Annotated in this window: 21 protein-coding genes; 11 read left to right on the top strand and 10 right to left on the bottom strand. The window is 57.1% G+C overall.

The annotated features are described in order from the left end of the window. The first annotated feature begins 17 nt into the window (after window positions 1-17). Window positions 18-935, top strand: coding sequence for an L-proline-binding transcription factor PsrA (gene psrA, locus J2Y91_RS01960; protein ID WP_133623073.1), 918 nt, complete (start codon window positions 18-20; stop codon window positions 933-935). Here the strand turns inward: psrA and J2Y91_RS01955 are convergent. Both J2Y91_RS01955 and J2Y91_RS01950 read right to left on the bottom strand, forming a co-directional pair. After that, window positions 892-1698 (bottom strand): substrate-binding domain-containing protein, encoded by an 807-nt coding sequence (locus tag J2Y91_RS01955; RefSeq protein ID WP_253536914.1) that lies wholly within the window; start codon window positions 1696-1698, stop codon window positions 892-894. The two genes, psrA and J2Y91_RS01955, sit on opposite strands and share 44 nt — an antisense overlap. 15 nt (window positions 1699-1713) lie before the next feature. Further along, complete coding sequence (locus tag J2Y91_RS01950) at window positions 1714-3009, bottom strand: MFS transporter (RefSeq protein WP_253536913.1); 1296 nt, start codon at window positions 3007-3009, stop codon at window positions 1714-1716. Window positions 3010-3398: 389 nt separating this feature from the next. Here J2Y91_RS01950 and J2Y91_RS01945 point away from each other — a divergent pair, with 389 nt between their 5' ends. After that, on the top strand, window positions 3399-3938 hold the full coding sequence (locus J2Y91_RS01945) for a DUF2058 domain-containing protein (RefSeq protein WP_133623076.1): 540 nt from the start codon (window positions 3399-3401) through the stop codon (window positions 3936-3938). A gap of 13 nt (window positions 3939-3951) precedes the next feature. On the opposite strand, the gene J2Y91_RS01940 is transcribed toward J2Y91_RS01945, so the two are convergent. Further along, a complete protein-coding gene (locus J2Y91_RS01940) occupies window positions 3952-4650 on the bottom strand; it encodes an RluA family pseudouridine synthase (RefSeq protein ID WP_253536911.1) in 699 nt (232 codons plus the stop codon). A 157-nt stretch (window positions 4651-4807) separates the two neighbouring features. On the opposite strand from J2Y91_RS01940, the gene J2Y91_RS01935 reads away from it, so the two are divergent. The 5 genes from J2Y91_RS01935 (at window position 4808) to J2Y91_RS01915 (ending at window position 9924) form a co-directional block, all read left to right on the top strand. Further along, on the top strand, window positions 4808-5053 hold the full coding sequence (locus J2Y91_RS01935) for a YmjA family protein (protein ID WP_048915193.1): 246 nt from the start codon (window positions 4808-4810) through the stop codon (window positions 5051-5053). Between the two features lie 117 nt (window positions 5054-5170). After that, window positions 5171-5665, top strand: a complete 495-nt coding sequence (locus J2Y91_RS01930; protein WP_133623078.1) for a cold-shock protein — start codon at window positions 5171-5173, stop codon at window positions 5663-5665. Window positions 5666-6122: 457 nt separating this feature from the next. Beyond that, window positions 6123-7505 (top strand): diaminobutyrate--2-oxoglutarate transaminase, encoded by a 1383-nt coding sequence (locus tag J2Y91_RS01925; RefSeq protein ID WP_253539419.1) that lies wholly within the window; start codon window positions 6123-6125, stop codon window positions 7503-7505. A gap of 13 nt (window positions 7506-7518) precedes the next feature. Continuing rightward, entirely contained in the window at window positions 7519-8991 is a 1473-nt protein-coding gene (locus J2Y91_RS01920) for a pyridoxal phosphate-dependent decarboxylase family protein (protein ID WP_253536909.1), read from the top strand. Window positions 8992-9147: 156 nt separating this feature from the next. Continuing rightward, complete coding sequence (locus tag J2Y91_RS01915; protein WP_133625029.1) at window positions 9148-9924, top strand: DUF3750 domain-containing protein; 777 nt, start codon at window positions 9148-9150, stop codon at window positions 9922-9924. Between the two features lie 67 nt (window positions 9925-9991). Here J2Y91_RS01915 and denD read toward each other — a convergent pair whose 3' ends face one another. The 4 genes from denD to J2Y91_RS01895 all read right to left on the bottom strand — a co-directional run bounded on the left by denD (window position 9992) and on the right by J2Y91_RS01895 (window position 14319). After that, entirely contained in the window at window positions 9992-10966 is a 975-nt protein-coding gene (gene denD, locus J2Y91_RS01910) for a D-erythronate dehydrogenase (protein ID WP_253536907.1), read from the bottom strand. A gap of 17 nt (window positions 10967-10983) precedes the next feature. Beyond that, entirely contained in the window at window positions 10984-12303 is a 1320-nt protein-coding gene (locus J2Y91_RS01905; RefSeq protein WP_099754924.1) for an MFS transporter, read from the bottom strand. A gap of 217 nt (window positions 12304-12520) precedes the next feature. Then, window positions 12521-13957, bottom strand: coding sequence for a magnesium transporter (gene mgtE / locus J2Y91_RS01900; RefSeq protein ID WP_133623081.1), 1437 nt, complete (start codon window positions 13955-13957; stop codon window positions 12521-12523). Between the two features lie 179 nt (window positions 13958-14136). Continuing rightward, a complete protein-coding gene (locus J2Y91_RS01895) occupies window positions 14137-14319 on the bottom strand; it encodes a YfgG family protein (protein WP_048915202.1) in 183 nt (60 codons plus the stop codon). A 309-nt stretch (window positions 14320-14628) separates the two neighbouring features. Between J2Y91_RS01895 and J2Y91_RS01890 the strand changes: the two genes are divergently transcribed. Further along, window positions 14629-16857, top strand: coding sequence for an EAL domain-containing protein (locus J2Y91_RS01890; protein WP_191149765.1), 2229 nt, complete (start codon window positions 14629-14631; stop codon window positions 16855-16857). Here J2Y91_RS01890 and tehB read toward each other — a convergent pair whose 3' ends face one another. The 3 genes from tehB to ppk1 all read right to left on the bottom strand — a co-directional run bounded on the left by tehB (window position 16858) and on the right by ppk1 (window position 21184). Further along, a complete protein-coding gene (tehB, locus tag J2Y91_RS01885; RefSeq protein WP_253536905.1) occupies window positions 16858-17463 on the bottom strand; it encodes a tellurite resistance methyltransferase TehB in 606 nt (201 codons plus the stop codon). It abuts the gene before it with no gap. 128 nt (window positions 17464-17591) lie between these two features. Then, window positions 17592-19118, bottom strand: coding sequence for an exopolyphosphatase (ppx, locus tag J2Y91_RS01880; protein ID WP_133623084.1), 1527 nt, complete (start codon window positions 19116-19118; stop codon window positions 17592-17594). Window positions 19119-19123: 5 nt separating this feature from the next. Beyond that, on the bottom strand, window positions 19124-21184 hold the full coding sequence (ppk1, locus tag J2Y91_RS01875) for a polyphosphate kinase 1 (protein ID WP_048915206.1): 2061 nt from the start codon (window positions 21182-21184) through the stop codon (window positions 19124-19126). Between the two features lie 143 nt (window positions 21185-21327). Here ppk1 and J2Y91_RS01870 point away from each other — a divergent pair, with 143 nt between their 5' ends. From J2Y91_RS01870 to pstB, 3 genes are read left to right on the top strand one after another with little or no spacing between them, the layout of a single operon-like run. After that, on the top strand, window positions 21328-23484 hold the full coding sequence (locus J2Y91_RS01870) for an ABC transporter permease subunit (RefSeq protein ID WP_253536902.1): 2157 nt from the start codon (window positions 21328-21330) through the stop codon (window positions 23482-23484). Continuing rightward, entirely contained in the window at window positions 23481-25130 is a 1650-nt protein-coding gene (gene pstA / locus J2Y91_RS01865; protein ID WP_253536900.1) for a phosphate ABC transporter permease PstA, read from the top strand. Before J2Y91_RS01870 ends, pstA begins: the two co-directional genes overlap by 4 nt. 13 nt (window positions 25131-25143) lie before the next feature. Next, window positions 25144-25923, top strand: a complete 780-nt coding sequence (pstB, locus tag J2Y91_RS01860) for a phosphate ABC transporter ATP-binding protein PstB (protein ID WP_099754794.1) — start codon at window positions 25144-25146, stop codon at window positions 25921-25923. Window positions 25924-25934: the final 11 nt, after the last annotated feature.

Raw genomic sequence — 25934 nt, 5'->3', positions numbered from 1 at the left:
AAGGATTGTCTGCCGCTATGCCCGTTAATTTTGATCTTAACGATCTCTATGCCTTTCGCGCGCTGATTGAATATGGAAATTTTCGCCTTGCCGCGGAGTCCATCTGCCTCTCCCAATCCGCATTGAGCCGCCGGATAGAGAAGCTTGAATCCGCTTTGGGCATTAAACTGTTCGACAGAACCACCCGCCGCGTCACCCTGACCCTTTACGGGCAGACCTTTGCGGAGCGTTCAGAGCAGCTGCTGATCAACGTGGAGTCAGTATTAGCGGATATCAATAAAGTCAGTGAGGAACGCAGGGGGGTCGTGACCGTGGCCACGGTGCCTTCCGCGGCCTATTACTTTATGCCGGACGTGATCCGCCGTTTTCAGGCCCGCTTTCCCCGCGTGCGCGTCAAGCTTATCGATAGCAGTGCAGGCAATGTCATCGAAGCCGTGACCCGCGGTCAGGCTGATTTTGGTATCTGCTTTGCCACCAGCCTGCAACCCGACCTCGAATTTTTGCCGCTGGTTGCAGATGTCTACGTGGCTGCCTGCCGGCGCGATCACCCGCTTGCAGGCAGCAAAAGTCTGACCTGGCGCGAGTTTTATCAGCAGGATTATGTCGGTCTGGATAAGACCTCCGGCAACCGCAATCTGCTGGATCAGAAGCTGGAGCACATCACGCCTGAGCGCCCCAGCATCTGTGAAACCCGCCATGTCACCACCATGCTGGGCATGGTGGAGGCGGGGATCGGCATTGCCGCCGTTCCCGCCATGTCGATGCCGCGCTCCGGGCATTCAGTGCTGACTCATCTGGCGCTCACCGATCCGGTGGTGAAGCGCACCGTTGGCCTGATCAGGCGAAACGGGCGCATGCAGTCCTGGTTAGCCACCGAGCTGGAAAACCTGATTACTGAACAGTATCACTCACCCTCGAGCGTTGCTCACTCTTGACGGATCGCATCCCGCTGGCGTGAATGACCTTTTGCGCCGCGGCGGAGGAGAGAAACTCCAGCAGCGCTTTACCTTCCTGAGGATGTTGCGCATTGGCGGTGACCGCCCCGGCAAAGCGCGTGATGTACTGGACATTGTCAGGCAGTTCGCCAACAAAGGTGATACCCGCGACCGGGAGGAGTTCACTCACCTGCTGGAAACCGAGCGCATAGTGGCCTTTTGCCACCTCTGAGGCCACCGGAATGCGTTCAACCTGATGGGCTTTCTCCTTCATCTCCTTCTCAATGCCCAGCTTTTTGAACAGCTGGCTGCTGACATAGCGTCCGCTGGCACTGTCAGAGTAAGCGACAGAACGGGCGTTAAGCAGGGTGTGACGCAGCTGCGCATCAGTTTTAATCTCGGGTTGCGCATCGCCCTGTTTCACCACCATACCAATCGGCGAGTCGGCCAGCTCCACGCGTGAATGCGGGCGGATCCAGCGATCTTTTTCCAGATTTTCCAGCGCGTCGCCGACCATAATCACCGCATCGGCCTTCTCTCCGCGTGCCAGCCGCGAGGGGATTGCCTGCGGCGTCTTACCCATTGAGGGTCCGGATACCAGCGTGATTTTATCACCGCTGCTGGCTTCAAATTGCGGGGCGAGTTTCTCCAGGGCGGCCTTAAAGCCGCCGGAAATCATCACGGTCACTTCTTTGGCCAGCGCGGCGGAGCTGGCGCAGCAAAGCAGCAGTATGGCGAACAGTGAACGAACTATTTTGTGCATGACGAACTCCCTGATTCAGGCGGTGGGTTGCAGTGATAAGGTGCTGCGACGATACAGATACAGCGTCGCTAACAAGGCGCACAGTGCAGCAAAGCCCATCCAGTAGCCTGGTGATGCCTTGTCGCCGGTGTATTCAATCAGTGCGGTAGAGATAACCGGGGTAAATCCACCAAATATGGCCGTCGCCAGGCTGTAGGCCAGCGAGAAACCGGCGACCCGAACCTCCGCTGGCATAATCTCCGTTAATGCCGGGATCATCGCGCCGTTGTAAAGGCCATAAATAAATGAGAGCCACAGCAGCACCGTAAGCATCATGGAGAAACTGGGCTCTTCAGCCAGCAGGCTGAGTGCCGGGTAGGCTGTTACCAGCGCCAGCAGTGCCATGGCGATCAGCACTGGCTTACGGCCAAAGCGGTCGGAGAGGGCGCCACCGATCGGCAGCCAGAGAAAGTTAGATACCGCGACCAGCAGGGTGACCAGCAGGCTGTCAGAGGCGCTCAGCATCAGCACTTTTTTGCCGAAGGTCGGGGCATATACGGTGATCAAATAAAACGTCGTGGTGGTCATGGCGACCATCAGCATACCGGCTATCACCACCTGCCAGTTTGTCAGCAGGGTTGTAAACACCTCGCGCATCGCCAGGTGACGACGACGGGCGCTGAACTCTTCGGTCTCTTCCAGTTTGCGACGCAGGAAAAAGATGAACGGCACAATCAGGCAGCCGAACAGGAAGGGCAGGCGCCAGCCCCAGTCGCGAATAGCGCTCTCCTCCATCAGGGCATTCAGCGCGAAGCCCATCGCGGCTGCCACCATAATGGCGACCTGCTGGCTGCCGGATTGCCAGCTGGTGTAAAAGCCTTTACGCCCCGGTGAAGCAATCTCGGCGAGGTACACGGATACGCCACCTAGCTCGGCGCCGGCCGAGAACCCCTGTAATAAACGACCGCACAGCACCAGCAACGGCGCCCAAATTCCGATGGTCTGATAGGACGGAATAAGCACGATCAGGAAGGTGCCTGCCGCCATGATCGACAGGGTAACGATCAGCCCTTTACGTCTGCCGACTTTATCAATATAGGCGCCCAGCACCACTGCCCCGATGGGGCGCATCAGGAAGCCAGCGCCAAACACCGCGAAGGTCATCATCAGCGAGGCAAATTCACTGCTGGCCGGGAAAAAAGTATGGGCGATGTAGGTGGCATAAAATCCGAACAGGAAGAAATCAAATTGCTCAAGAAAGTTGCCAGAGGTAACGCGCAGGATCGCGCTAAATCTCGCCCGATTTGTCATGGGTGCGTGAGAGGTAAGCATCTTTATCTCCAGTTTGTTATTGACGCTTGTAGCGCGCCTGTTTCTGCAGACTGAATCAGCGAAATAAAGTAAATAAGCGCAATAAACTCATAGACTGATGCGTTTGACGCATCAATTTCTGTTAACAACTGGCGGTATTAAGCGTTAACGGGCCATTAACAAAGCGCCTCGGCGTTAGCGTGTCGGTTTCGGGCAAAAAAACTGATGCGCGTTTTGTGACAGGGTTCATACCGCTTGAGGGGCTAAAAACCTTGTGCCAGGGATAAAGTGGCTGCCGGGTTTGCCGCGTAATCTGTCAGAAAGCCGGGGATGATCGGCGACTGCCTGTTACAGCCTGGGCAATTGCGGGTATAATCCTCCGCTATTATTTAATGGATTCGAGAGCGGAAATGACAAAACTCACTCTACAAGAGCAGATGCTGAAAGCGGGTTTGGTGTCCAGTAAGAAACTGGCCAAGGTAGAGAGAACGGCGAAAAAGTCCCGCGTTCAGGCGCGTGAAGCCAGAGAGGCAGTAGAAGAGAATAAAAAAGCGCAGATTGAGCGGGACAAGCAGCTCAGCGAACAGCAAAAGCAGGCGGCGCTGTCGAAAGAGTACAAAGCGCAGGTGAAGCAGCTGATTGAAATGAATAAAGTCACCGTCTCAAGAGGCGATATTGATTTTAACTTCACCGATAACAATCTGATTAAAAAAATCGCGGTAGACAAGGCCACTCAGGCGCAGCTGATTAACGGCCGTCTGGCGATTGCTCGTCTGGTCAACGACACCAGCGGTGAGAGCCAGTATGCCATCATCCCCGCCAGCGTGGCCGATAAAATCGCCCAGCGCGATGCCAACAGTATCGTATTGAACAGTGCGCTGAGCCAGGAAGAGCAGGACGAAGAAGATCCGTATGCGGACTTCAAAGTGCCCGACGATCTGATGTGGTAATGACGCAGCGTGGCTAAAACGGACTGTCACTGCGCGCTGCGATCCGTTCTCCACTTACGGGATGAACAAAATGCAGCTCGCTGGCGTGCAGCATCAGCCGTGGCGTGCTTTTAATGCCGGGCTGTGACAGGCCGCCATACAGGTCGCAGCCCAGAATAGGGTGCCCCAGCTGCTGGCAGTGAATACGCAGCTGGTGGGTGCGCCCGGTTTCCGGCATCAGCTGCACCCGCGTCACCGGCACTCTTGCCCCCTCTGCCAGTAAGTGTACCGTGCGCTCAACCACCCGATAGCGCGAGCGGGCAGGCTTGCCGCTGGTGGCGCAAATCGACATCAGCGGAAACAGCGCCGGATCTTTGGCGATCGGCGCGTCAATGATCCCTTCATCGTTTTCCAGATGTCCGCACAGCAGCGCGCTGTATACCTTGGTCACGCTGCGCTGGCTGAACTGCTGGCAGAGTGCGGCATTGATCGCTTTATTGCGCGCAATCACCATTAGCCCGGAAGTGCCGAAATCCAGGCGGTGGATCAGAGTACAGCCCGGAAAGGTCTGCACCAGCCGATAATGGACCGAATCGAGATTCTGCGGATTCTTCCCCGACAGGCTGAGCAGCCCGCCGGGCTTATTGATCAGCAGCAGATGATCGTCCTGCCAGAGGATGGCGATCTCTTCATGACAGGGCGGGGCAATAAAAGTATCGATAATCGTGGACATCAAATTGCCTGCAGAAGAAGTGGCAGCGGATGATAAAGAATTTTCAGCCAGGTTGCGAATCCCAGCGCGTCAGCAGGACAAGTCAGGCTGGTTAAGGTAAGATCGCGGCCAGACGACCCGGCCATTGTCGGGCATAAATTTACCCTAGGAGTCTGTTATGCATAATGATGTCCCGCTGAAATATTATGATATCGCCGATGAGTATGCGACCGAATGCGCTAAGCCGGTGAGTGAAGCAGAGCGTGATTCGCTGGCGCTTTACTTCCAGCTGCTGCTGACCCGCCTGATGAATAATGAAGAGATCAGCGAGGAAGGGCAGAAAGAGATGGCGGTTGAAGCCAACATCGACCCGCAGCGCATTGATGATATCGCCAACTTCCTCAATCAGTGGGGCAACGAGTAGCCTCGCGCACGGGGAATTTTTCGTCCAGACTAACAGCAAAGGCGTGGTCTGCGCGGGCGTTGTGCTTTACACTGCGCGCTGCAAAAATTGAGTAGATAAACGATTAGGTAGGCGGTAATGGCGATGAACGGAACGATCACAACCTGGTTTAAAGATAAAGGCTTTGGCTTTATCAAAGATGAAAACGGCGATAACCGTTATTTTCATGTGATCAAGGTCGTCAATCCCGATCTGATCAAGAAAGATGCGGCCGTCACCTTCGAGCCGACCACGAATACCAAGGGGTTGTCGGCGTTCGCGGTGAAAGTTGCGCCGGAAAGTAACCACATCTTTATCGCTGGCGAGCGTCTCAAGCTCACCTCAATCAAGTCCTGGCTGGTTTACAGCGAAGAAGTGCCTGCCGACACCCGTATTGATAAAGAAAATGCGGTGCTGTCCGTCGGCCTGTTGATGAACAGCATCAGGCCGAAAGCCGCCGCGGAACCTGGCGAGATGCGCTCGCTGAAAAAACTGGCGATCACCACCTTCCAGGGAACGACGCTCATCTTCTCGGAAGATGAGATAGACGTGGATGCCACGGTGAAAATGCTTAATGCTCAGGGCCTGAAATAACCCCGACTCACTCTGTGCCGAAATGCTGCGCTTAATCCTCAGCAGATTTCGGCATGGTTTAATTAACGATGCTCACCTTTCATCTGGCCTGTTGGTCACGTCCTGACGTAGTCCGCAGCCAATTTGCTTTTCCTTACAAAATTCAGATGTTATTTAATTGTTATAACTAATCCTCGCCGCAGGCTTTTTCTCCTTTCCTCTGAACTACTTACCCTCTCGCGTACCTCCACTTTGCTGCATTATTAATCACTTTCTTAGGTGTTGAAGACAGCACGATCGGTTAGGTACGAAGCAAGTTATTGATTAGCATGATAAAAAACCTAAAAATCTAAACAAAATAAATCATTGAGATGTGGGGCAAAAAGCTATATTGTGGCCGCGCTTTTTACATAGTCTTTTTCTTATTACATTTATTCAACCGCGGTACCAACGAGACCCTGGTTGTAGGAGAGATATGATGACGGATAAAGTCCGTATTGATAATTCAGGTGCGACTACATTAAACGCAAACAATGAAACCTATTTGGCCCGTCAGGCTGAATTTGAATCGAATGTTAGGAGTTATCCACGCAAATTGCCGTTTGCAATTGCGAAAGCCCAGGGCGTTTGGATCACGGATGTTGAGAATAATCAATATCTTGATTGCCTGGCCGGTGCGGGAACGCTGGCACTTGGACATAACCACCCTGATGTGTTGCAAAGTATCCAGAATGTCATTACCAGCGGCTTGCCGTTACATACGCTTGACCTGACAACCCCGTTGAAAGATCAGTTCTCAGAGTACCTGCTGTCATTGCTGCCAGGCCAGGGTAAAGAGTACTGCCTGCAGTTTACCGGCCCGTCCGGTGCTGATGCCGTTGAAGCTGCGCTGAAGCTGGCGAAAAAAGTGACCGGCCGTGCTGGCGTGATCAGCTTCTCCGGTGGCTACCATGGTATGACCCACGGTGCGCTCTCCGTGACCGGCAACCTGTCTCCGAAAGAAGCGGTTGATGGCATGATGCCAGAAGTGCAGTTTATGCCTTACCCGCATCTGTACCGCTGCCCGCTGGGTATCGGCGGTGAGGCTGGCGTTAAAGCGCTGACTTACTACTTCGAAAACCTGATCAACGACGTTGAGAGCGGCGTGCGCAAACCTGCGGCGGTGATCCTCGAAGCCGTTCAGGGTGAAGGCGGCGTCAACCCGGCTCCGGCTGAGTGGCTGCAGCGCATTCGCAAAGTGACCAAAGAGCACGGCATCCTGCTGATTCTGGATGAAGTGCAGGCTGGCTTTGCCCGTACCGGTAAATTCTTCGCTTTCGAGCATGCCGGCATTGAGCCAGACATCATCGTGATGTCCAAAGCTGTCGGTGGCGGTCTGCCGCTGGCCGTGCTGGGCATTAAGAAAGAGTTCGATGCCTGGTCTCCTGGCCATCACACCGGCACCTTCCGCGGTAACCAGCTGGCGATGGCAACCGGCCTGACCACGCTGAAGATCCTGAAGGACAACAACGTTGCGGCCAAAGTGGCAGAGCAGGGCGAGTGGCTGAAAGGCCAGCTGGCTGAGCTGCAGAAACGCTACCCGGTCATCGGCAACGTGCGCGGTCTCGGTTTGATGATCGGTATTGAGCTGGTTAAACCTGACGAAGCACCGGATCAGATGGGCTGCCACCCGGCGGACGGCGAGCTGTCTGCACTGGTCCAGAAGAATTGCTTTGAGCACGGTCTGATCCTGGAGCGCGGCGGCCGTAACGGTTGCGTGCTGCGCCTGCTGCCTTCGCTGCTGATCAGCAAAGAAGAGCTGAGCGTCTTCCTGGATAAATTTGAAAACGCCCTGCTGTCCTCTGGCGTAAAACCTGTTTGATTGGAGTAAGTTGATGTCCCGGTTAAATCCAATTCTGGCCGCTTCTGCGCAAAGTACCGAAGCGTACCAGCGGGTGATTGAACAGACCAGCAAGGCTGTGGTGCAGTGGCTGCAGCAGCCTGAGATGTATCAGGGGAAATCTGTTGCCGAGCTGCGCGAACGTATTCAGCTGGACTTTACTCCTCAGGGCCTGGGCAACCAGGCCGCGATTGAGCGTGCGGTTGAGTACTTCTTAAAGGACAGCCTGTCGGTGCATCATCCACAGTGCGTGGCGCACCTGCACTGCCCGAGCCTGGTGATCAGCCAGGCTGCTGAAGTGTTGATCAATGCCACTAACCAGAGCATGGACTCCTGGGATCAAAGCCCGTCAGCCACCATTATTGAGGTGAAGCTGATTGAGTGGCTGCGTTCCCAGGTGGGCTATCAGCCTGGCGATGCGGGCGTGTTCACCAGCGGTGGTACCCAGAGCAATCTGATGGGCCTGATGCTGGCGCGTGATGCCTTCTTTGCGCGCATCGGCCACTCGGTACAGCAGGATGGTCTGCCGGGCGATCTGAGCAAAATTAAAGTGTTCTGCTCTGAAAACGCCCACTTCTCGGTGCAGAAGAATATGGCACTGATGGGGCTGGGCTACCGCTCGGTCACGCTGGTGAAAACCGACCGCTTTGCGCGGATGGACATCGACGATTTACGCGCCAAAGTGGCGCAGGCGCAGGCTAACGGCGAGCAGATTCTGGCTATCGTGGCAACGGCGGGCACCACCGATGCGGGCGCTATCGACCCGCTGCGTGAGATTGCCGCGCTGGCGGCAGAACACCAGATCTGGGTGCACGTTGATGCGGCCTGGGGCGGTGCGCTGCTGATGTCTGAGAAGTACCGCGACTATCTGGACGGCATTGAGCTGGTGGACTCCATCACTCTCGACTTCCACAAGCAGTTCTTCCAGACCATCAGCTGCGGTGCCTTCCTGCTGAAGGACGCGCGCCACTATGAGCTGATGCGCTATCAGGCGGCTTACCTGAACTCTGAGTTTGACGAAGCGCAGGGCGTGCCTAACCTGGTGTCCAAATCACTGCAAACCACGCGTCGTTTTGATGCGCTGAAGCTGTGGATGGGCCTGGAGGCATTAGGGCAAAAGCAGTATGCCGAGATTATCGATCACGGCGTTACGCTGGCGCAGGAAGTGGCGCAGTACGTTAGCGAGCAGCCTGCGCTGGAATTGGTGATGCAGCCGCAGCTGGCCAGCGTTCTGTTCCGCTATCGTCCAGCGTCACTGGCACAAAGCAGCGATGCCGATATCGCGCTGCTGAACCAGAGAATTGGTGATGCACTGCTGGATTCCGGCCGTGCCAACGTCGGGGTGACCGAGTCGGATGGCGTGACCTGCCTGAAAATGACGTTGCTGAACCCAACCGTGACGCTGCAGGACATCAAGCTGCTGCTGGCACTGGTTGAGAAAACGGCAGAGCCGCTGCTGAGCGCATAACGCTCGACTGCAGCACGTTCGCAGATGAAAGCCGGTAACATTGCAATGTTACCGGCTTTTTTTATTACCGTTAGCGGATAAATATTTCTCCACAGCCCCGCCATATCCCGACATAATGGCAATCAAACCCGCCCGCGAAGTACAGGAACCCCCATGATGATCTCACTGAAAGCCCTGAGCCTGGTCTTTGCCTGCATTCTGCTGCTGTCGCTCGGCGTCAGCCTCGCGCAGGCTAACCGCCAGGAGAGCGCAGGCAATGAGAGCTGGGCAACGGCGCGGCGCGACTCTTCCGGCCAGGCCCCGGACCCGCTGCGTAATGCCGCCAGCGCCATTATTCAGGTTTACGTGGCCCCAACCTATGGCTGGAGAGGCGTGGTGGCGGTGCATCCGTGGATTATCTACAAGCGCGAAGGGGAAACGCATTATCAGCGCGTTGAGGTGATTGGCTGGGGGAGCGGCGACAAAGTGCGGTTTAACCGCAATATCCCCGACGGCTACTGGTTCGGCGCTCGCCCGCGCGTGCTGCTGGAGCGCCGCGGTCCGCTGGCCGCAGCGATGATCCCGAAAATCGAAGCGGCGATAGCCTCCTACCCGTGGCCGCAAACTTACCATGCCTGGCCCGGCCCAAACAGCAACACTTTCCTCGCGCACATTGGCCGCGAAGTCCCCGAGCTGAAGCTGAATATGCCCGCGAACGCCATCGGTAAAGACTACCGCTCGCTGCGCAACCCGATAGGTTTGCCGCCGTCCGGGCGCGGCGTGCAGCTCTCCCTGCTCGGCGTCGCCGGGCTTACCGTCGGCGCTGAAGAGGGCGTTGAAATCAACGTGCTCGGCCTCAACCTCGGTGTGGGCATCTCGCCGTTCCAGCTGCGCCTGCCGTTTATCGGCGGCCTCGGCGATAACAATCTGCAGAAAGAAGATCCGCAGACCTGAGGTGAAATTCGCCGGGGCTTCCGCCAACTTGAAGGCGCCGCACTGACCTTTAACCTCAGTAAAGAGCTTAAGCGCCACCGCTCTCTGCCTGATACTCCCTGACCATCTCATCGAATGAGGCATTGGCCTGGAAGCCGAGGCGACGGGCATAGTCGGCATGGAAATCACCGGGCCAGGAGTTCACGATATTGATAATCGCTTGGTCTGGCTGGTAGCTGATACGCGCCAGCACCTCATCACCGCTGATACGGCGCAGCGAGCCGAGCATCTCTTCAACCGTTACCGACAGGCCGCACAGGTTAATGACCCGGCCCTGGTCGAGCTGCGCGCGCTCCAGTTCGTGCCCGAGGATCAATGCGGCGACGGCTCTTGCCGGGGACATCAGCCACAGCCGGGTATCCAGGCTGACCGGGCAGTTGGCGGCCTCGCCATTGAGCGGCTCACGAATAATCCCGCTGGCAAAGCTGGAGGCGGCCGCATTGGGTTTTCCCGGGCGCACCACAATGGTCGGCATGCGCAGGCTGCGGCCGTCGAGAAATCCTTTGCGGCTGTAGTCCGACAGCAGCAGGTCATTCATCGCCTTCTGCGTGCCGTAGGAGCTTTGCGGCATCCAGACCTGGTCATCCGCCACTTTATCCGGCAGCTGGCCGCCAAATACCGCGACTGAACTGGTGGTGACCAGCCTGACGCACTGCGGCAGGGCGCGCAGGCGCTCCATGATCTGACGAGCGGCATCGACGTTGATCTTCATTCCAAGATCGAAATCCTGCTCTGCCTGGCCAGAAACCACCGCCGCCAGATGAAACACGCTGTCGGTTCGCTCATCAATCAGCGTTTCCAGCTCGGTGGCGTTACTGATATCCCCACTCAGCACTTTCAGGCGTGCATCCTCGATGCCGTTCAGCGGCACGATATCAATAGCGGTAATTCGTTCTATTGCCTGCAACTTGCCCTGCGCATCGCGCAGTGAGCCTTTTGCCAACAGGGCCTCAACCAGTTTTTTCCCCAGGAATCCGGCAGCGCCGGTAATGACGATATTCATAACTCAACCTCGATAAATTAGCGGTTAACAATGCGGCCGGGGATCAGGAAGATCGCAGCGGCACCGACAAACAGCGTGCAGGAAATAATCATCATGCCGGTCAACGTGGAGTGCGTCAGGTCGGTCAGGATGCCCATCATATAAGGCGCGACAAAACCGGCCAGGTTACCAAACGAATTGATCAGCGCGATACCGACAGCGGCCATGGTGCCACCGAGAAACGCGGTCGGCAGGCTCCAGAACAGCGGCAGCGTGCTGAGGCCGCCAGCGGCACCGAGCGTCAGGCCAAACATCGCCACCCACAGGTTGTCGCTGTACAGCGCGGAGATCACCATGCCCACGCCGCTCATCACCGCGATCAGCGCCAGATGCCAGCGGCGCTCACGGTGCTTATCCGCGCTGCGTGAGGCGACAATCATCGTGACTATCGCTGCCGCATAGGGGATAGCGGTTAACAGACCCACGGTAAACACATCCTCAACGCCGGCATTGCGCACCAGCGTCGGCAGCCAGAAGCTGACGGTATAAAACCCGGCAATCAGGCAGAAGTAGATAAAGGTCAGTAGCCACAGCTTGCCGTTACGCAGCACGGCTCCGAGGCTGGCCTGCGCCCCGGCAGGCTCCTGTACCGCATCCTCACGCAGGCGTTCAGCGATGAGCGCTTTCTCCTCGCTATTGAGCCAGTGGGCAGTGTCGATGCGGTCCGGCAGCAGCCAGAACACCAGCAGGCCAATCAGCAGGGAGGGGGTTCCCTGAATAATGAACAGCCATTTCCAGCCGGCGATGCCCTGAACATTATGGAAATACTCCATGATCCAGCCCGAAATCGGTCCGCCAAGCAGTCCCGATAGCGGCACGGCGGCGGCAAACAGCGCAAACATCTTGCCGCGGCGGTAGGAGGGGAACCACAGCGAAAGGTAAAGGATAACGCCGGGATAAAAGCCCGATTCGGTCAGCCCCAGCAGGAAGCGCACGGCGTAAAACTGGAACGGTGTCGCCACCAGCGCGGTCAGCGGGGCGATCACCGCCCATGAGATCAGCAGCGCGGCCAGCAGGCGGCGCGCGCCGAAGCGATGCAGCGCCATATTGCTGGGGATCTGAAAAAAGAAGAAACCGATAAAGAAGATCCCGGCGCCCAGGCCATAGACCGTTTCAGAAAATGCCAGATCGCTGGACATCTGAAGTTTGGCAATGCCCACATTGATGCGGTCGAGATAGGCAAAAATGTAGCTTACGGTGAGGATAGGCAGAATGCGCCAGACGGCGCGGCGCCAGATAGTTTCTTCCCTGTCGTCTGCGGCCGTTATCTGCGGTTGAACCGTGGCTGATGAGTTCATAGAGCATCCTTTAGCTGGGGTAGGGTGATGTCCTTTTTCAGGCAATAGCAAACCGCCTTCCGAACGCTGAGGGGATCCTCAACCTTCGGAAGTTAATTAACGTGCAGGTTTGTTATTTTTTGTTAGGTTAGGCGCTGCGGGGAATTTGTTCTGCGCGATAAGTCACAGATTAAACCATTAATTATCATTTTATAACAAAGTGCGTCACATCCTGCGATCAGGGCAGCAGGAAGATCGTGGCCAGCCCGAGGAAGATAAAGAAGCCACCGGTGTCGGTTAGCGCGGTAATCAGCACGCTGGAACCCACCGCCGGGTCGCGCTTGAATTTGGTCATCAGCAGGGGGATCAGCACCCCCATCAAGGCCGCCAGCAGCAGATTCAGCACCATTGCCAGCATCATCACGCCGCCCAGCGCCGGGTTGCCGTACATTGCCCAGGTAATGCCCCCCATGATGCCGCCCCAGAACAGGCCATTAATCAGCGCCACGCCAAGCTCGCGCCCTATCAGGAACGAGAAGTTTCCGGGTTCCACCTGATGCAGGGCGAGGGCGCGCACAATCATGGTGATAGTCTGATTGCCGGTGTTGCCGCCAATCCCGGCGACGATAGGCATTAATGCGGCCAGCGCCACCAGTTGGGAAATCGTCGCCTCGAACAGGCCAATCACGCGTGAGGCAACAAACGCAGTGCAGAGGTTGACCGCCAGCCAGGCCCAGCGGGTACGCACGGCTTTTCGCACCGGGGCAAACACATCCTCTTCAGGATTAACCCCACCCATTTTACGCATGCTGCTGTCGTTGGTTTCGTTGACCAGGTCGACGACATCTTCGATAGTGACGCGCCCCATCAGCTTGCCTTTGGCATCGATAACGGCGGCGGAGATCAGGTTATAACGTTCGAAGGCACCGGCCGCGTCTTCCGCTTTATCGTCAATCAGAAAGGTGGTGGGTTTGGCGTTCATCACCTCCGACACCAACTTTTCCGGAGTATTCAGCAGGATTTCCGTCAGCGGCAGTTCGCCCAGCAGCTTGTTATTTTTTCCGGTGACAAACAGCTTGTCCGTGCCGTCGGGGATGGTTTTCTTACTGCGCAGAAAACGCTGAACGGTCGCCAGCGTCACGTCGGCGCGCACCGTGACCAGCTTGAAATCCATGATGCGGCCAACGCGGTCGCGGTCGAAATCCACCACGTCGAGCACGCGCGAACGCAGTTCCGGATCCAGCGAGGTCAGCAGGCGCCCGGTCAGGTCGCGCGACAGATACTTAGCCAGATAAACCTGCTCGTCGATATCCAGCGGTTTGATGGCGCGCAGCAGATCGCGGTCGCTCATCTCCTCAATCAGGCTTTCCCAGACGTTTTCTGAGGCTTCAACCAGCACCCGGCCGCGGCGATCGTTGCCAATCAGCCGCCATAGCGCCAGGCGTTCATCCTCGGGCAGGGCCTCCAGCAGGTCAGCAATATCGGCCGCGTGCAGTACCGGAAGCGTGGCTTTAATCTCTTCAACCTGCTCGCGATGCGCCTCAGCTTCAGCCTCGGACTCGCGCAGCGGGCGTTCCAGCAGGGTATCGACGAGGTCTTTATCATTCAGCAGCAGGTTCAGAATACGGCTGCGAACTTCAGCTAACTGCTGAACATGAGAAGGCGCTACGGACATACAACATCCTTTTGTCAGACTGAACTTTAACCACTCCAGACGGCAGAACCGTGAGCTGCAGCCTGAGGGTTTTCAGGTATAAAGAGGGAAGCGGAGCGCATATAGCTTAGCTGATTTTGGGCATCAGCGGGTCAGCAAAAGCTCCGAAAAGCGTTTGCAGCATGGCCACCCGGCAGTGGCTATTTGTCGTTAACGACGCTGACTGGGTTCGCAGGTAGCAGTTTTTTCTGCTGATGATGCTCGATAGCACCGGGTACTACGAAGATCAGGCGTCCTAACAAGATGATAAAACTCACCAGCAAGATAACTCGCGTCATGCTTCCGGTTTTCTGACGTTTTTTAAATGACATAGCGCTATTCACGCAATTTTTCCTGTAATGTGCCCGTGCGGGCGATGAACAATTTACGCACAGCATCGCGTGCAGGTCAACGATCCTGCGCCACGATCAACAACTGGCCCGCTGAAGAATAACATCTGTTCTGGCCGATGGTGGTTTGATCAAATGGTGGGAATAGCATTTATTATAAAATAAACTGATTTAGATCAAATTAGAGTGAGATTTTAGCTCTACTATACTCAGGATTTAATAATACTTTTCACCAATTCTCAACATGATTGTTGGTTAGAATAAATAAAACCTGCTAATAATACTAAATTCTACGATACCCTCATGACTAAATTGGTAATGCTGCAAACACTCTCTCGCCGCTGGTGGGGGCTACCGCTCCTGTTCGCCCTACTGCTGATGCCTGTGGCCTCCTCAATGTCGGTCCGGTTATGGTTCCCTGAAGGTTACGTCTATCTCATCTATTTGCCGCTGGCGTTGATGATCGCCTTGCTGATGGTTTTTGACTGGGGAGCACTACCGGGTATCGTCCTCGCGCTATGCTGGCACTATTTTCATCGTTACACCGGCACTCAGGCGACGGTGATTGTTTTATTAATTATGACTACGCTGGTGCTGGGCTGGAGTGGCTATCGCGCACAGACCAAAAAGCGCTGGGGGATTAGCTTCGGAGAGGTGAGCCAGGTCTCTGCACGCCTGTTCTGGCTGGCCTTTGCCATGCCGACGATGTTTATTGCAATGATGCAGCTGGCGATGCCGATAGGCATTTTACCCGTGACGAATTCAGTATTCGCTCATGATTTCTACTCTCTGCATACGCTGCTGAACTATCAATCGGTGCTGCTGGCCTCCCTGGCTACCGTGCAGCTGTTCTACTTTATGCTGCGCATTTTTCGCAACCCCTATTATCTACGTATTCTGAGCGGCCGCTGCCAGCAGCAATTTGCTGCCGGGGTTACGCTGCGCGAGTGGTTTAGCTGGCTGGCGTTGATGCTCGCTGCGCTGATTATGCTGACGCAGTTTCGCACTACGACCAATAATCTGCTGACGACCGAGTATGGTATCCCCCTGCTTTTACCGCTGATGCTGTGGGCAGCGCTGCGCTTTGGCTATCTGTTCACCTCTTTGTGCTGGGGGACGTTGCTGGTGGTGCTCTATCAGCTGCGTGACCGCTTTATGGACCCGTTGGTTGAACCCTACAACCTCGCCGTGATCTCAGCCAATTTGCTGGTGTTTACGCTGACGATCTTATTGATGTCGGCCCTCAGCACCCGCCAGCGTCGTTTACTGGCAAAAGCTCGCGAAATGGCGCTTACCGATCCGGTCATTGGCATGCCGAATCTGCGCGCCTTAAATCAGGACCTGGCAAAAAATGCCGGTTCGGCACTCTGCTTTTTACGTATTCCCGACCTTGACCGCCTGAGCCGAACCTATGGCCTGAAGCTGCGGATTCAGTATAAACGCAGTCTGGCCAGTCATCTGCAACCCTTCCTCCTTAAAGGTGAAGGGATCTATCAGCTGCCGGGGTTTGACCTGGTGGTGCGCCTGGGGAGTATCGGCTACCAGGCTCGCATTGAAGGGTTAGAAGCGCGGTTAAAAGATTATCGTCTGAGCTGGGATGGCCTGCCGATCCATCCGCAGGTCGGCATCAGCCACTGCAGCGTTTATCCGCCCGTATCACATCTGTATGAACTGCTGGGGGAAATGAGCGCGATGGCGGAGATCTCCTTGCGCAGCGGCCATGCGGAAAATCTGCAACAGACGGAGAAGGTCCCGGTCCAGCGTCACGTCAGTGAAAAGTTGGAAATGCTGCGCGATGTTCAACTGGCGCTGCAGAGCGACGGTTTTTGCCTGGTGGCGCAGAAAATCCACGGTGTGCGCGGCGATGACTTTTATGAAATTCTGCTGCGCATGGTGAATGCGCAGGGCGAGTACATCAAGCCAGCGAGTTTTATGCCCGTCGTGCAGGAATTTGGCCTGACATGGGAAGTGGATCGCATGGTGCTGGACCAGGCGTTAACCTTTATTGACCGTCACCGCGCTGTGCTGCCGGGGATCCGTCTGGCCGTTAACCTGTTTGCCGCCACGCTTTGTCGCCCTCAGCTGGCCACTGAACTGGCTGCCCGGCTGAAAGCCAGCGATATTGAACCGTGGCAGCTGATCATTGAAGTCGCCGAATCGCCGATGCTCAGCGATCATAGCTGGGTTAATCGAACCATTGCCCAACTGCGCCAGTTAGGCTGCCGCGTGGCAATTGATGATTTCGGTACTGGCTATGCCAGCTACGCCAGCCTGAAAGTGGTGCAGGTGGACATGCTGAAGATCGACGGCAGTTTTATCCGCAACATGCTGAATAACAGCCTTGATTACCAGATTATCGAGTCAATCTGCATGGTGGCCCGCCTCAAGCGCATGCAGATCGTTGCCGAATCGGTGGAAAACGAGGAGACCGCAAGCGCGCTGCGCAAGCTGGGCGTGGATTATCTGCAGGGCGTCGCCATCGGTGAAGCGCTGCCGTTGCAGGATCTGGCGACGTCCGCCCTGAGCAAGTAATTACGCTTTCACGCTGGCCTTCTGCGCCAGCAGGGTGGCAAAGCGCAGGGAGATGCGCTGGCCATTCTCATCCTTGCGGTGCAGCTGCCCGACATGCTCGTTGTATTTCACGATGTGCCACTTGCGGTAATAGTGGCTCAGTTCACCGGACTTAAAGGCAAAGGGGAAACCCTGATCGCATGGGTAGTCCTGGGTATCCATCGCGGCGACGATCAGGTTGTAACCGTCGCGCACCGTGCTGGCCTGCATGTCGGCAATCAGCTGTGGGATCGTTTCCGGCTGTAGAAACATCATCACCACCGTCGACAGCACCAGATTATAGGCGCCGTTAAAACGATGCTGGTTGAGATCCTGAATAGAGGGATGGATACCGCTGAGGTTCTCCGCGCTGATAATCTGCTCCAGCCGCGCCAGCGAAGCCGGGTTAATGTCCCAGGCCGTGACGTCAAAGCCGCGATTGTTGAGATAAAGCGTGTTGCGACCGCTGCCGCAGCCGACGTCCAGGGCTTTGCCGCCATCCAGATACGGCATGGCTGCGGCGACTTCGGAATGCGGCGCGGTGAGCGAGTATTTTTCGCTAAAGTAGCTGTCTGTACGTAAGGTCATAGGATCAATTTTGCGTGGTCATTTAAGCCTGAGCGAAAAAAAGTTTACCTGTAGGGGCCGATCCTCTGTTCCGATCGGCCCTGGTTCTGTCGGGGCCGATCTTCTGTTCCGATCGGCCCCGTCAACGGTTACGCTTCTTCCTGAATGGTCAGCTGCCAGCCGGTGATGTCATTCCAGTAAGTCTGTTCGCGCTCAAGGTCGAGCTGAACCAGGTTGTTCTGGCTGAAGTAGTCACGCGGGAACGTCAGGGTCCAGTGACCCTCATCGGTTTCCAGCTTCAGTTCCTCAGGTTTCGAGGTCGCCTGGCGCTGGTTATTCAGCAGCGTACCCAGGCGCAACAGGAACACCAGCGGCAGAAACTGTTTACGTTTAAACAGCGTCAGGCGCGGCATCTCATCCACTTTCACCGCCTTACGGTGATAGCGTACCAGCGTGGCCAGCAGCGTCTGCTGATCCTGATTAAACCCCGGCATATTGGTGTTTTGCAGGATATAGGCGGAGTGGCGCTGCATGCCGCTGTGGTTAATCGTCAGACCCACTTCGTGTAGCATCGCCGCCCACTTCAGCAGCGCATCCAGCTGCGGATTGGCCTGCTTGCTGTTCTGGTCGCGCCACTGGTTGTAGAGCAGTTCAGTGGTTTCCAGCACGCGGCGCGCCTGATCGCTGTCGATGGCGTAGTGGTTTGCCAGGCTCTGTGCGGTACGGCTGCGGATATCCTGATGGCGGAAGCGGCCTTCCATTTCATACAGCACGCCTTCGCGCAGCGCACCGTCGGACAGGCGCAGTTCGCGGATCGCCAGCGCATCGAATACGCCACAAAGAATGGCGAGACCCGGCACAAACACCCCTTTACGCTCTTCCGACAGCCCCGGCAGGCTCAGGGCATCAAACGATTTGTGCTTGATCACCTCGTCATACAGCTTTTCCAGCCGCTCCGGCGTAATCAGCTTGTCTTTCTCGCCCATTGCCTGCAGCACTTCACAGGTCGCCTTAATGGTGCCGGAGGCACCGAGCGCATACTGCCAGCCCATCAGACGGTACTGCCATGCCAGCGTTTCCAGTTTCTGCACCGCAGCCAGGCGCGCCCGGCGGAAGTTCTCTTTGCTGATGGCGCCGCCCGGGAAGTAGAGATTGGCAAAGCTGACGCAGCCCATGCGGCGGCTTTCGACCAGTTTTGGCTCGAAGTCTTCACCAATCACCAGTTCGGTTGAGCCGCCGCCGATATCGATCACCAGCTTGCGGCCTTTTTCCGGCTGGGTATGTTCCACACCCATAAAGATCAGGCGCGCTTCTTCGTGGCCGGAGATCACCTCAATCGGGTAGGGGATAACGTCGGCGGCACGCTGCAGGAAATCTTCGGCGTTAACCGCCTGGCGCAGGGTATGGGTGCCGACGATGGTGACATTGGCCGGGCTGAAGCCCTGCAAACGTTCTGCAAACAGCGCCAGGCAGGTCAGTCCGCGCTCGATGGCTTCTTCGCTCAGCACGTTGTTACTGTCCAGCCCGTCAGCCAGGTGCACGCGCTGCTTCAGACGGCCAAGCACCTGCATCGCCCCGTCCACTACGCGGGCAATCACCATGTGAAAACTGTTCGAACCCAGGTCGATGGCAGCAAATTCCTGCGGTTTCGGCGTACTTTTATGGGAAATTGGCATAGTGATTAATCAGGTTGCTCAAGTGATTTAATGTAATCGTAGATGGCCAGCTGGGCGCGCACCTTGCGGCGGTTACCGCGTGGAACATAGCGGTTGCTCAACTCTTTATCGACGAAACGGGCCTTCAGCGTATCACTTAACAGGATGGCGATAATATCCAGGATGCGCTGTTTCAGAATAGGGTCAAGGATGGCGACGGCCACTTCGATGCGATAATCGATGTTGCGCGTCATCCAGTCAGCGGACGAGAGGAACACTTTTTTATCGCCGCCGTTATCAAAAATATAGACGCGATCGTGTTCCAGGTAGCGGTCGACAATACTAATAACGCGAATATTTTCGCTGATGCCTTCCAGATTCGGGATCAGCGAGCACATGCCGCGCACCAGCAGTTCGACCTTCACACCGACGCTGGACGCGGTATAAAGGCGGTCCACCAGGCCTTTGTCGACCAGGTTGTTAATCTTCAGCGTGATACCGGCAGGAATGCCTTTCTGCGCATTGGCGATCTCATTATCAATCAGCTGATACAGCATCTTGCGCGAGTTCTGCGGCGAGACCATCAGATGTTCGAAAGTCACCGGGCGATACGGGTTTTCGATAAAGTTAAACACCCGGCGCACTTCGTTGGTGATACGCGCATCGGCGGTCAGCAGCGAGTAGTCGGTATAAATACGTGCGGTTTTTTCGTTAAAGTTACCGGTGCCGATATGCGCATAGCGCGCAATCTCGCCGTTTTCATGGCGCGAAATGAGGAACAGCTTGGCGTGAATCTTCAGGCCAGGCGCGGAGAAGATCACATGCACGCCGGCTTCAGTCAGCCGCTTGGCCCAGTGAATATTGGCCTCTTCATCGAAGCGCGCCTGAAGCTCCACCACCACGGTGACTTTCTTGCCGTTATAGGCGGCGTGGATCATCGCATCGATAATGCGTGAGTCCTTCGCCACGCGGTAGATATTGATTTTGATCGCCAGCACCGCTGGGTCAAAGGAGGCCTGGCGCAGCAGCTCCAGCACGTGCTCAAAGGTGTGATAAGGGTAGTAGAGCAGCACATCGCGATTACGGATGGCGTCAAAGCCATTGCGGAAGCGGTCAAACCAGATATGGCGCAGCTGCGGCAGCGGTTTATTGACCAGGTTCGCTTTGCCCACGTTCGGGAAGCCAATAAAGTCTTTAAAATTATGGTAGCGGCCGCCGGGAACAATCGAGTCATAGTTGGTGATGTTGAGCTTTTTACCCAGCATTTGCACCATGGCATCCGGCATATCGCGCTGATAAACAAAGCGCACGGGTTCGGCCGTCAGGCGCTGCTTCAGGCTGGAAGACATCAGCTCCAGCAGGCTCGACTCCATCTCGGTGACCAAATCATATTCCGCATCGCGCGTCATCTTCATCGAGTAGGCGTTAAGCGCGTCGTAGTCGAAGAAGCCACGGAAAATATCGCCCAGGCAGTAGCGCAGGATGTTATCCAGCAGGATCATCGGCTTGCGGCGGCGCGGCGTCTCCGGTGGCAGATTAACGAAGCGCGGCACTTTATCGGAGGGGATCTCCAGCAGCGCATAGCGAATATCTTCGCCGCGAATAATCTCCACTGCCAGATAGGTGTAGTCGTCTTTCAGGAACTCAATCAGGTCAGTGTCGTGGTTAATCAGGATCGGAGTAATGTGCTGGCGCAGATGGTGCTTAAAGTAGTGGCGCAGCCAGCTCTGCTGATTGGGGGAGAGCTGGCGTTCATTAATCAGGAAGATTTGGTTACGCGCCATCTCCAGCAGCAGGTCATTGTAGAGGCTGTCGAACTCCTGATCGGCTTTCAGTACGCGCGCCTGGATTTTTTTTAGCAGGTGGCGCGGCGTATTTGGGGAGCCTTGCTCCTCGCCGATCAGAATGCGGCGTTTCAGGTCTGCAAAGCGGACTTTATAAAACTCTTCCAGATTATTGGAATAGATACCCAGAAAGCGCATACGCTCAATCAGCGGGTTAGTTTTATCGGCAGCTTCCTGCAACACGCGTTCATTGAAGGATAACCAACTTAACTCTTTCTCTATATACAGCTTTTCCTGACCCATTTTTACTCCGTTGGCTGATTCAGGATGAAGGTATCCATTGTTCTGCAACATTATGGCGAGAGTATGGCAGCATTGTCCAACGCCCGGTGAATGTTGATTGTCTTATTAACTACATACGGGCAACATAGCGGCTTCGAAGCACAATGGAAACCCACGTTGATATGACTGACCGCCCAATCCCTGTTCACGACAACGCCGGGCGCCGCCGCTTTATCGATCGGCTGACGCGGCGCGTGGTCACGGCATGCGGTGTGGCCATTCTACTGGTAATGATGCTGCTGTTTTTCTGGCTGATTTGGGTCGTCGTTCCGCTGTTCGTCTCCCCCGCGATCCACGCCGGAAACGAAATCAAACTGTGGCAACATCAGCCTGCGGTTGCGCTGGGGATGGACCGGCAGCAGCAGTGGGGCTGGCGCATTGATAATCAGGGCCACGGGCAGTTTATCCCGCTGAATGCTGAGCCGCCGATGAGCCCGTTCCCGCTAATGCGCAGCGCGGTCAGAGCCAGCAGCAGTAGCGATAACGGCAGCACGCTGCTGCTGTCAGCACAGGGCTCAATGGTGCTGGTAAAACCTGAGTTTATCCCCGGTGAAGCGCCGCACTGGAAGTTCCCGCTGGGCGATCTGCCGCTCTCCAGCGGTGAAACGACCATCAACCAGTTCAGCCTGGCGCAAAGTGGTGAAAACCGCTGGCAGGTGGCGCTGGCGACCCCCGACCATATCACGCTATGGCAGCTGCAATCCCAGCTCCCTGCACAAAATTATCGTCTGGACATCCGCGACGTCAGCCAGCTGCTGCTGTCACCGGATGGCCGCCTGCTGTTTGCGCTGGCCGGTTCACAGCTGCGCGTCTGGAACATCGGCAGCGGCGCGCCTCAACTGCGCGACGAGCTGACGCTGACGCAGCCGGTGAAAAGCATCGCGATGCTGAGCGGCGGCAGTTCGCTACTGATCGCCGATGAAGACGGCATCAGCCAGTGGTTTGATATCGCCAGCCCGAGCGGCCCGCACCTGCGCCAGATCCGCCGTTTTGCCGGGGCAGAGTGGCAGCCGCTGATCGTCACCGAAGCACACCGCCGCGTATTCGCCACGCTCAGCCCGCAGGGCGAGCTTAAGCTGTTTGCCAGCAAGCAGCAGGGAGCCATCCTCAGCCATCAGCTCAAACCGGGTATCACCCGTGCGAAGTTCTCTCCGGAAGGCGACGGGCTGCTGGTGGAGCGTGACGGGCGCTGGCAGCACTTTCAGCTGACCAATCCATGGCCGGACATCAGCTGGCGCAGCCTGTGGCAAAAAGTGTGGTACGAGCACTATCCTTCCCCGGACTATGTCTGGCAGTCGACCTCCGCCAATGACTACTATCAGGGGAAATACAGCTTGGTGCCGATGGTGGTGGGAACCCTGAAGGCCGCCGGGCTGGCGATGCTGTTTGCCACGCCGCTGGCGCTGGCAGCGGCAATGTACACCGCCTGGTTTATGACGCCAGCACTGCGGCGCTGGGTGAAACCGGCCATTGAGATGATGGGGGCGCTGCCCAGCGTGGTAATCGGCCTGATCGCCGGATTGTGGCTGGCACCGCGCATTGCCGACAGGCTCCCCGGCGTGCTGCTGCTGCCGCTGGCGCTGGCCGCCGTGCTGCTGCTGTGCGGTTGGGCAATGCAAAAATTACCGCCGCACTGGCGCAGGCGCTGGCTGTCCGAAGGGCGTGAAGTGCTGATTCTGCTGCCGGTCCTGCTGCTGACCGCTGCAGCAACCCTGTGGCTGGTGCCGCTGGCCGTACAGGCGCTGTGGGGGCAGCAGTTGGCTGACGTCATCAGTACTCACTATCAGCAGCGTAATCTGCTGGTGGCCGGGGTGGCGATGGGCTTTGCGCTGGTGCCGCTGATCTTCACCCTGGCGGAAGATGCCATCTTCAGCGTTCCGGCCGAGCTCGGGCAGGGCTCGCTGGCGCTGGGGGCGACGCAGTGGCAAACTCTGACGCGCGTGGTGCTGCCGGGAGCCTCCTCCGGCATCTTTGCCGCCTTAATGATTGGCTTTGGCCGCGCGATAGGAGAAACCATGATCGTGCTGATGGCGACGGGCAATACCCCGGTGACGCACGGCGGCCTGTTCGAAGGGCTGCGCTCGCTGGCGGCGAACGTGGCGGTGGAGATGCCGGAAGCCGCAGCGGGCAGCGCTCACTACCGTATTCTGTTCCTCTCTGCGCTGGTGCTGCTGGTGTTCACCCTGGTGGTCAATACCCTTGCGGAGATGGTGCGTCAGCGCCTGCGCCAGCGTTACAGCCAGCAGGAGATTCAGGGATGATCAACGCGGCACGCAATAATCACCGCTGGCGCTGGCTGACCGGGGGCGCGGTAGCGCTCAGCCTGCTGGCCTTCCTGCTGTTGATTGCGCTGCTGGCCTGGCAGGGGCTGCGCTATTTCTGGCCGCAGCCGCTGGTGCAGTTCACGCTAAAAACCCCGCACGGTGAGGTGCAGATGCTGGGCGAAGTGGCGCAACGGCAGACGGTCTCGCGCCAGCAGCTTCTGGCCAGCGGGCAGCCGCTGGTCGGGAAGACGCCGGAAAAGGTTACGCGCTATCTGATCAAAACCGGCAACCGCGATTTTAACGCCCCGGATTTTCACACGATTCTCTCCAGCCAGATTGTGCAGCAGGATACGCCGGGCCAGGCGATCGTGCTGCAGCGGCGCAGCGGCGGCAACGCCTACGGCTGGTTTGACGGGCTGCTGGAAGAGAGCCAGCCGCTGACGGCACAGGATCTCGGCCAGGCGCTGCAGCAGCGTTTAGTGCAGACGCGTCAGCGTATCGAGGAAGCGGAAAAGCTGCGCCGGGTGAATATGGCGCGGCTGAATGCGCAGATGGAGGAGCTGGCGCGCCAGCGGCAGAAGCAGCGCGACGAGCAGCGCTACACGGCGGAGGCGCAGTCGATGTATGAGGCAGACCGCGCCGAACTGCAGCGCCAGTTTGGCCGCCAGGCCGCACGACTGTCGGCCCTGCAGCGTGAAAGCAACAGTACCGTGCTGCTGTTGCGCGATGCGGGCGGCGTGCAGCATCCGATCTCGCTGGCGCAGATTGTCGCTGCCTGGCAGCCCAATGCCATGACGCTGGCGCAGAAGTGGCAGCATTTCGGCAGCCAGCTGTGGCACTTCGTCAGCGATGCTAAAGGTGACAGCCAGGGCGACGGCGGCATTTTCCCGGCGATCTTTGGTACCGTGCTGATGGTGCTACTGATGTCGGTGGTGGTGATGCCGCTCGGCGTGATTGCCGCCGTCTGGCTGCACGAGTACGCCGGGCGCAACCTGCTGACGCGGCTGGTGCGCATTGCCGTGGTCAATCTGGCTGGCGTGCCGTCGATTGTCTATGGGGTGTTTGGCCTCGGGTTCTTTGTCTGGCTGATGGGCGGCAGCCTCGATCGCCTGTTCTTCGCCTCGTCGTTGCCGAACCCGACCTTTGGTACACCGGGGCTGCTGTGGGCTTCGCTGACGCTGGCACTGCTGACCCTGCCGGTGGTGATTGTTGCCACCGAAGAGGGGCTGTCGCGCATTCCGCCATCGCTGCGCCAGGGTTCCCTCGCGCTCGGCGCAACCCGGGCAGAAACCCTGTGGCACGTCACGCTGCCGCTGGCGATACCGGCGATGCTGACCGGGCTGATTCTGGCCGTCGCGCGCGCCGCCGGGGAGACCGCGCCGCTGATGCTGGTCGGCGTGGTGAAGATGGTGCCCGAGCTGCCGATTGACTCACTGTTCCCTTATTTACACCTCGATCGTAAATTTATGCATCTCGGCTTTCAGATTTACGATCTGGCTTTTCAAAGCCCCAATGCCGAAGCTGACCGCCCGCTGGTGTTTGCCACCGCGCTGCTGCTGGTATTGCTGATTCTGGGCTTAAATTTAATGGCGATGGTCCTGCGCCATCGTCTGCGCGAGCGCTACCGTGCGCTGATGCATTAACACGGAATTCTTTATGACCAATGTCACCTTTGACGATGCGGATACCGCGCTGGAGCTGGATAAACTCAGCCTGTGGTACGGGAAAAAACCCGCCCTGAATGCCATCAGCCTGCGGGTGCCGAAAAATCGCATCACCGCGTTAATCGGCCCCTCAGGCTGCGGCAAATCGACCCTGCTGCGCTGCTTTAACCGTATGAATGATACGATTGACGGCTGCCGTATCGAAGGGGATATCCGGCTGCAGCAGCACTCAATCCTCGCCCCGCAGCAGGATCTCTCTGCGCTGCGCCGCCGCGTGGGAATGGTGTTCCAGCGTCCTAACCCGTTCCCCAAAACCATCTATGACAACGTGGTGTATGGCCTGCGCCTGCAGGGCGTGCGTGACCGACGCGTACTGGATGAAGCGGTGGAGCGGGCGCTGCGTGCGGCGGCACTGTGGCCGGAAGTGAAAGATAATCTGTGGCAGAATGCGCTGACGCTCTCCAGCGGGCAGCAGCAGCGGCTGGTGATCGCCCGGGCGATAGCGATTGAGCCAGAAATCTTACTGCTGGATGAGCCAACGTCGGCGCTCGATCCCATCTCCACGCTGGTGATTGAGGAGCTGATGAGCACGTTGAAGCAGCACTTCACGCTGATTCTGGTCACCCATAACATGCAGCAGGCTGCCCGCGTGTCGGACTATACCGCGTTTATGCATCAGGGAAGTGTGGTGGAGTTTGGTCTGACCGACGAACTGTTTACTGCGCCGCGTCAGCGCCGTACGGAAGATTATATTACCGGCAGATATGGGTAGGGGTCAGGCAT

It is taken from the genome of Erwinia aphidicola (assembly GCF_024169515.1).
Lineage (GTDB): Bacteria > Pseudomonadota > Gammaproteobacteria > Enterobacterales > Enterobacteriaceae > Erwinia > Erwinia aphidicola.
The sequence above is the reverse complement of the archived record's forward strand: the minus strand, read 5'-3'. Positions and strand labels throughout refer to the sequence as shown.

Bases quoted from the DNA above. Each gene is read 5' to 3' on its own strand.
- J2Y91_RS01945 (WP_133623076.1), top strand. From the start codon at position 3,399: ATGACAAAACTCACTCTACAAGAGCAGATGCTGAAAGCGGGTTTGGTG.
- J2Y91_RS01935 (WP_048915193.1), top strand. From the start codon at position 4,808: ATGCATAATGATGTCCCGCTGAAATATTATGATATCGCCGATGAGTAT.
- J2Y91_RS01950 (WP_253536913.1), bottom strand. From the start codon at position 3,009: ATGCTTACCTCTCACGCACCCATGACAAATCGGGCGAGATTTAGCGCG.
- J2Y91_RS01905 (WP_099754924.1), bottom strand. From the start codon at position 12,303: ATGAACTCATCAGCCACGGTTCAACCGCAGATAACGGCCGCAGACGAC.
- denD (WP_253536907.1), bottom strand. From the start codon at position 10,966: ATGAATATCGTCATTACCGGCGCTGCCGGATTCCTGGGGAAAAAACTG.
- ppx (WP_133623084.1), bottom strand. From the start codon at position 19,118: ATGCCAATTTCCCATAAAAGTACGCCGAAACCGCAGGAATTTGCTGCC.
- psrA (WP_133623073.1), top strand. From the start codon at position 18: ATGCCCGTTAATTTTGATCTTAACGATCTCTATGCCTTTCGCGCGCTG.
- tehB (WP_253536905.1), bottom strand. From the start codon at position 17,463: ATGACCTTACGTACAGACAGCTACTTTAGCGAAAAATACTCGCTCACC.
- mgtE (WP_133623081.1), bottom strand. From the start codon at position 13,957: ATGTCCGTAGCGCCTTCTCATGTTCAGCAGTTAGCTGAAGTTCGCAGC.
- J2Y91_RS01915 (WP_133625029.1), top strand. From the start codon at position 9,148: ATGATCTCACTGAAAGCCCTGAGCCTGGTCTTTGCCTGCATTCTGCTG.
- J2Y91_RS01940 (WP_253536911.1), bottom strand. From the start codon at position 4,650: ATGTCCACGATTATCGATACTTTTATTGCCCCGCCCTGTCATGAAGAG.
- pstA (WP_253536900.1), top strand. From the start codon at position 23,481: ATGATCAACGCGGCACGCAATAATCACCGCTGGCGCTGGCTGACCGGG.
- J2Y91_RS01890 (WP_191149765.1), top strand. From the start codon at position 14,629: ATGACTAAATTGGTAATGCTGCAAACACTCTCTCGCCGCTGGTGGGGG.
- pstB (WP_099754794.1), top strand. From the start codon at position 25,144: ATGACCAATGTCACCTTTGACGATGCGGATACCGCGCTGGAGCTGGAT.
- J2Y91_RS01925 (WP_253539419.1), top strand. From the start codon at position 6,123: ATGACGGATAAAGTCCGTATTGATAATTCAGGTGCGACTACATTAAAC.
- ppk1 (WP_048915206.1), bottom strand. From the start codon at position 21,184: ATGGGTCAGGAAAAGCTGTATATAGAGAAAGAGTTAAGTTGGTTATCC.
- J2Y91_RS01870 (WP_253536902.1), top strand. From the start codon at position 21,328: ATGGAAACCCACGTTGATATGACTGACCGCCCAATCCCTGTTCACGAC.
- J2Y91_RS01955 (WP_253536914.1), bottom strand. From the start codon at position 1,698: ATGCACAAAATAGTTCGTTCACTGTTCGCCATACTGCTGCTTTGCTGC.
- J2Y91_RS01930 (WP_133623078.1), top strand. From the start codon at position 5,171: ATGGCGATGAACGGAACGATCACAACCTGGTTTAAAGATAAAGGCTTT.
- J2Y91_RS01920 (WP_253536909.1), top strand. From the start codon at position 7,519: ATGTCCCGGTTAAATCCAATTCTGGCCGCTTCTGCGCAAAGTACCGAA.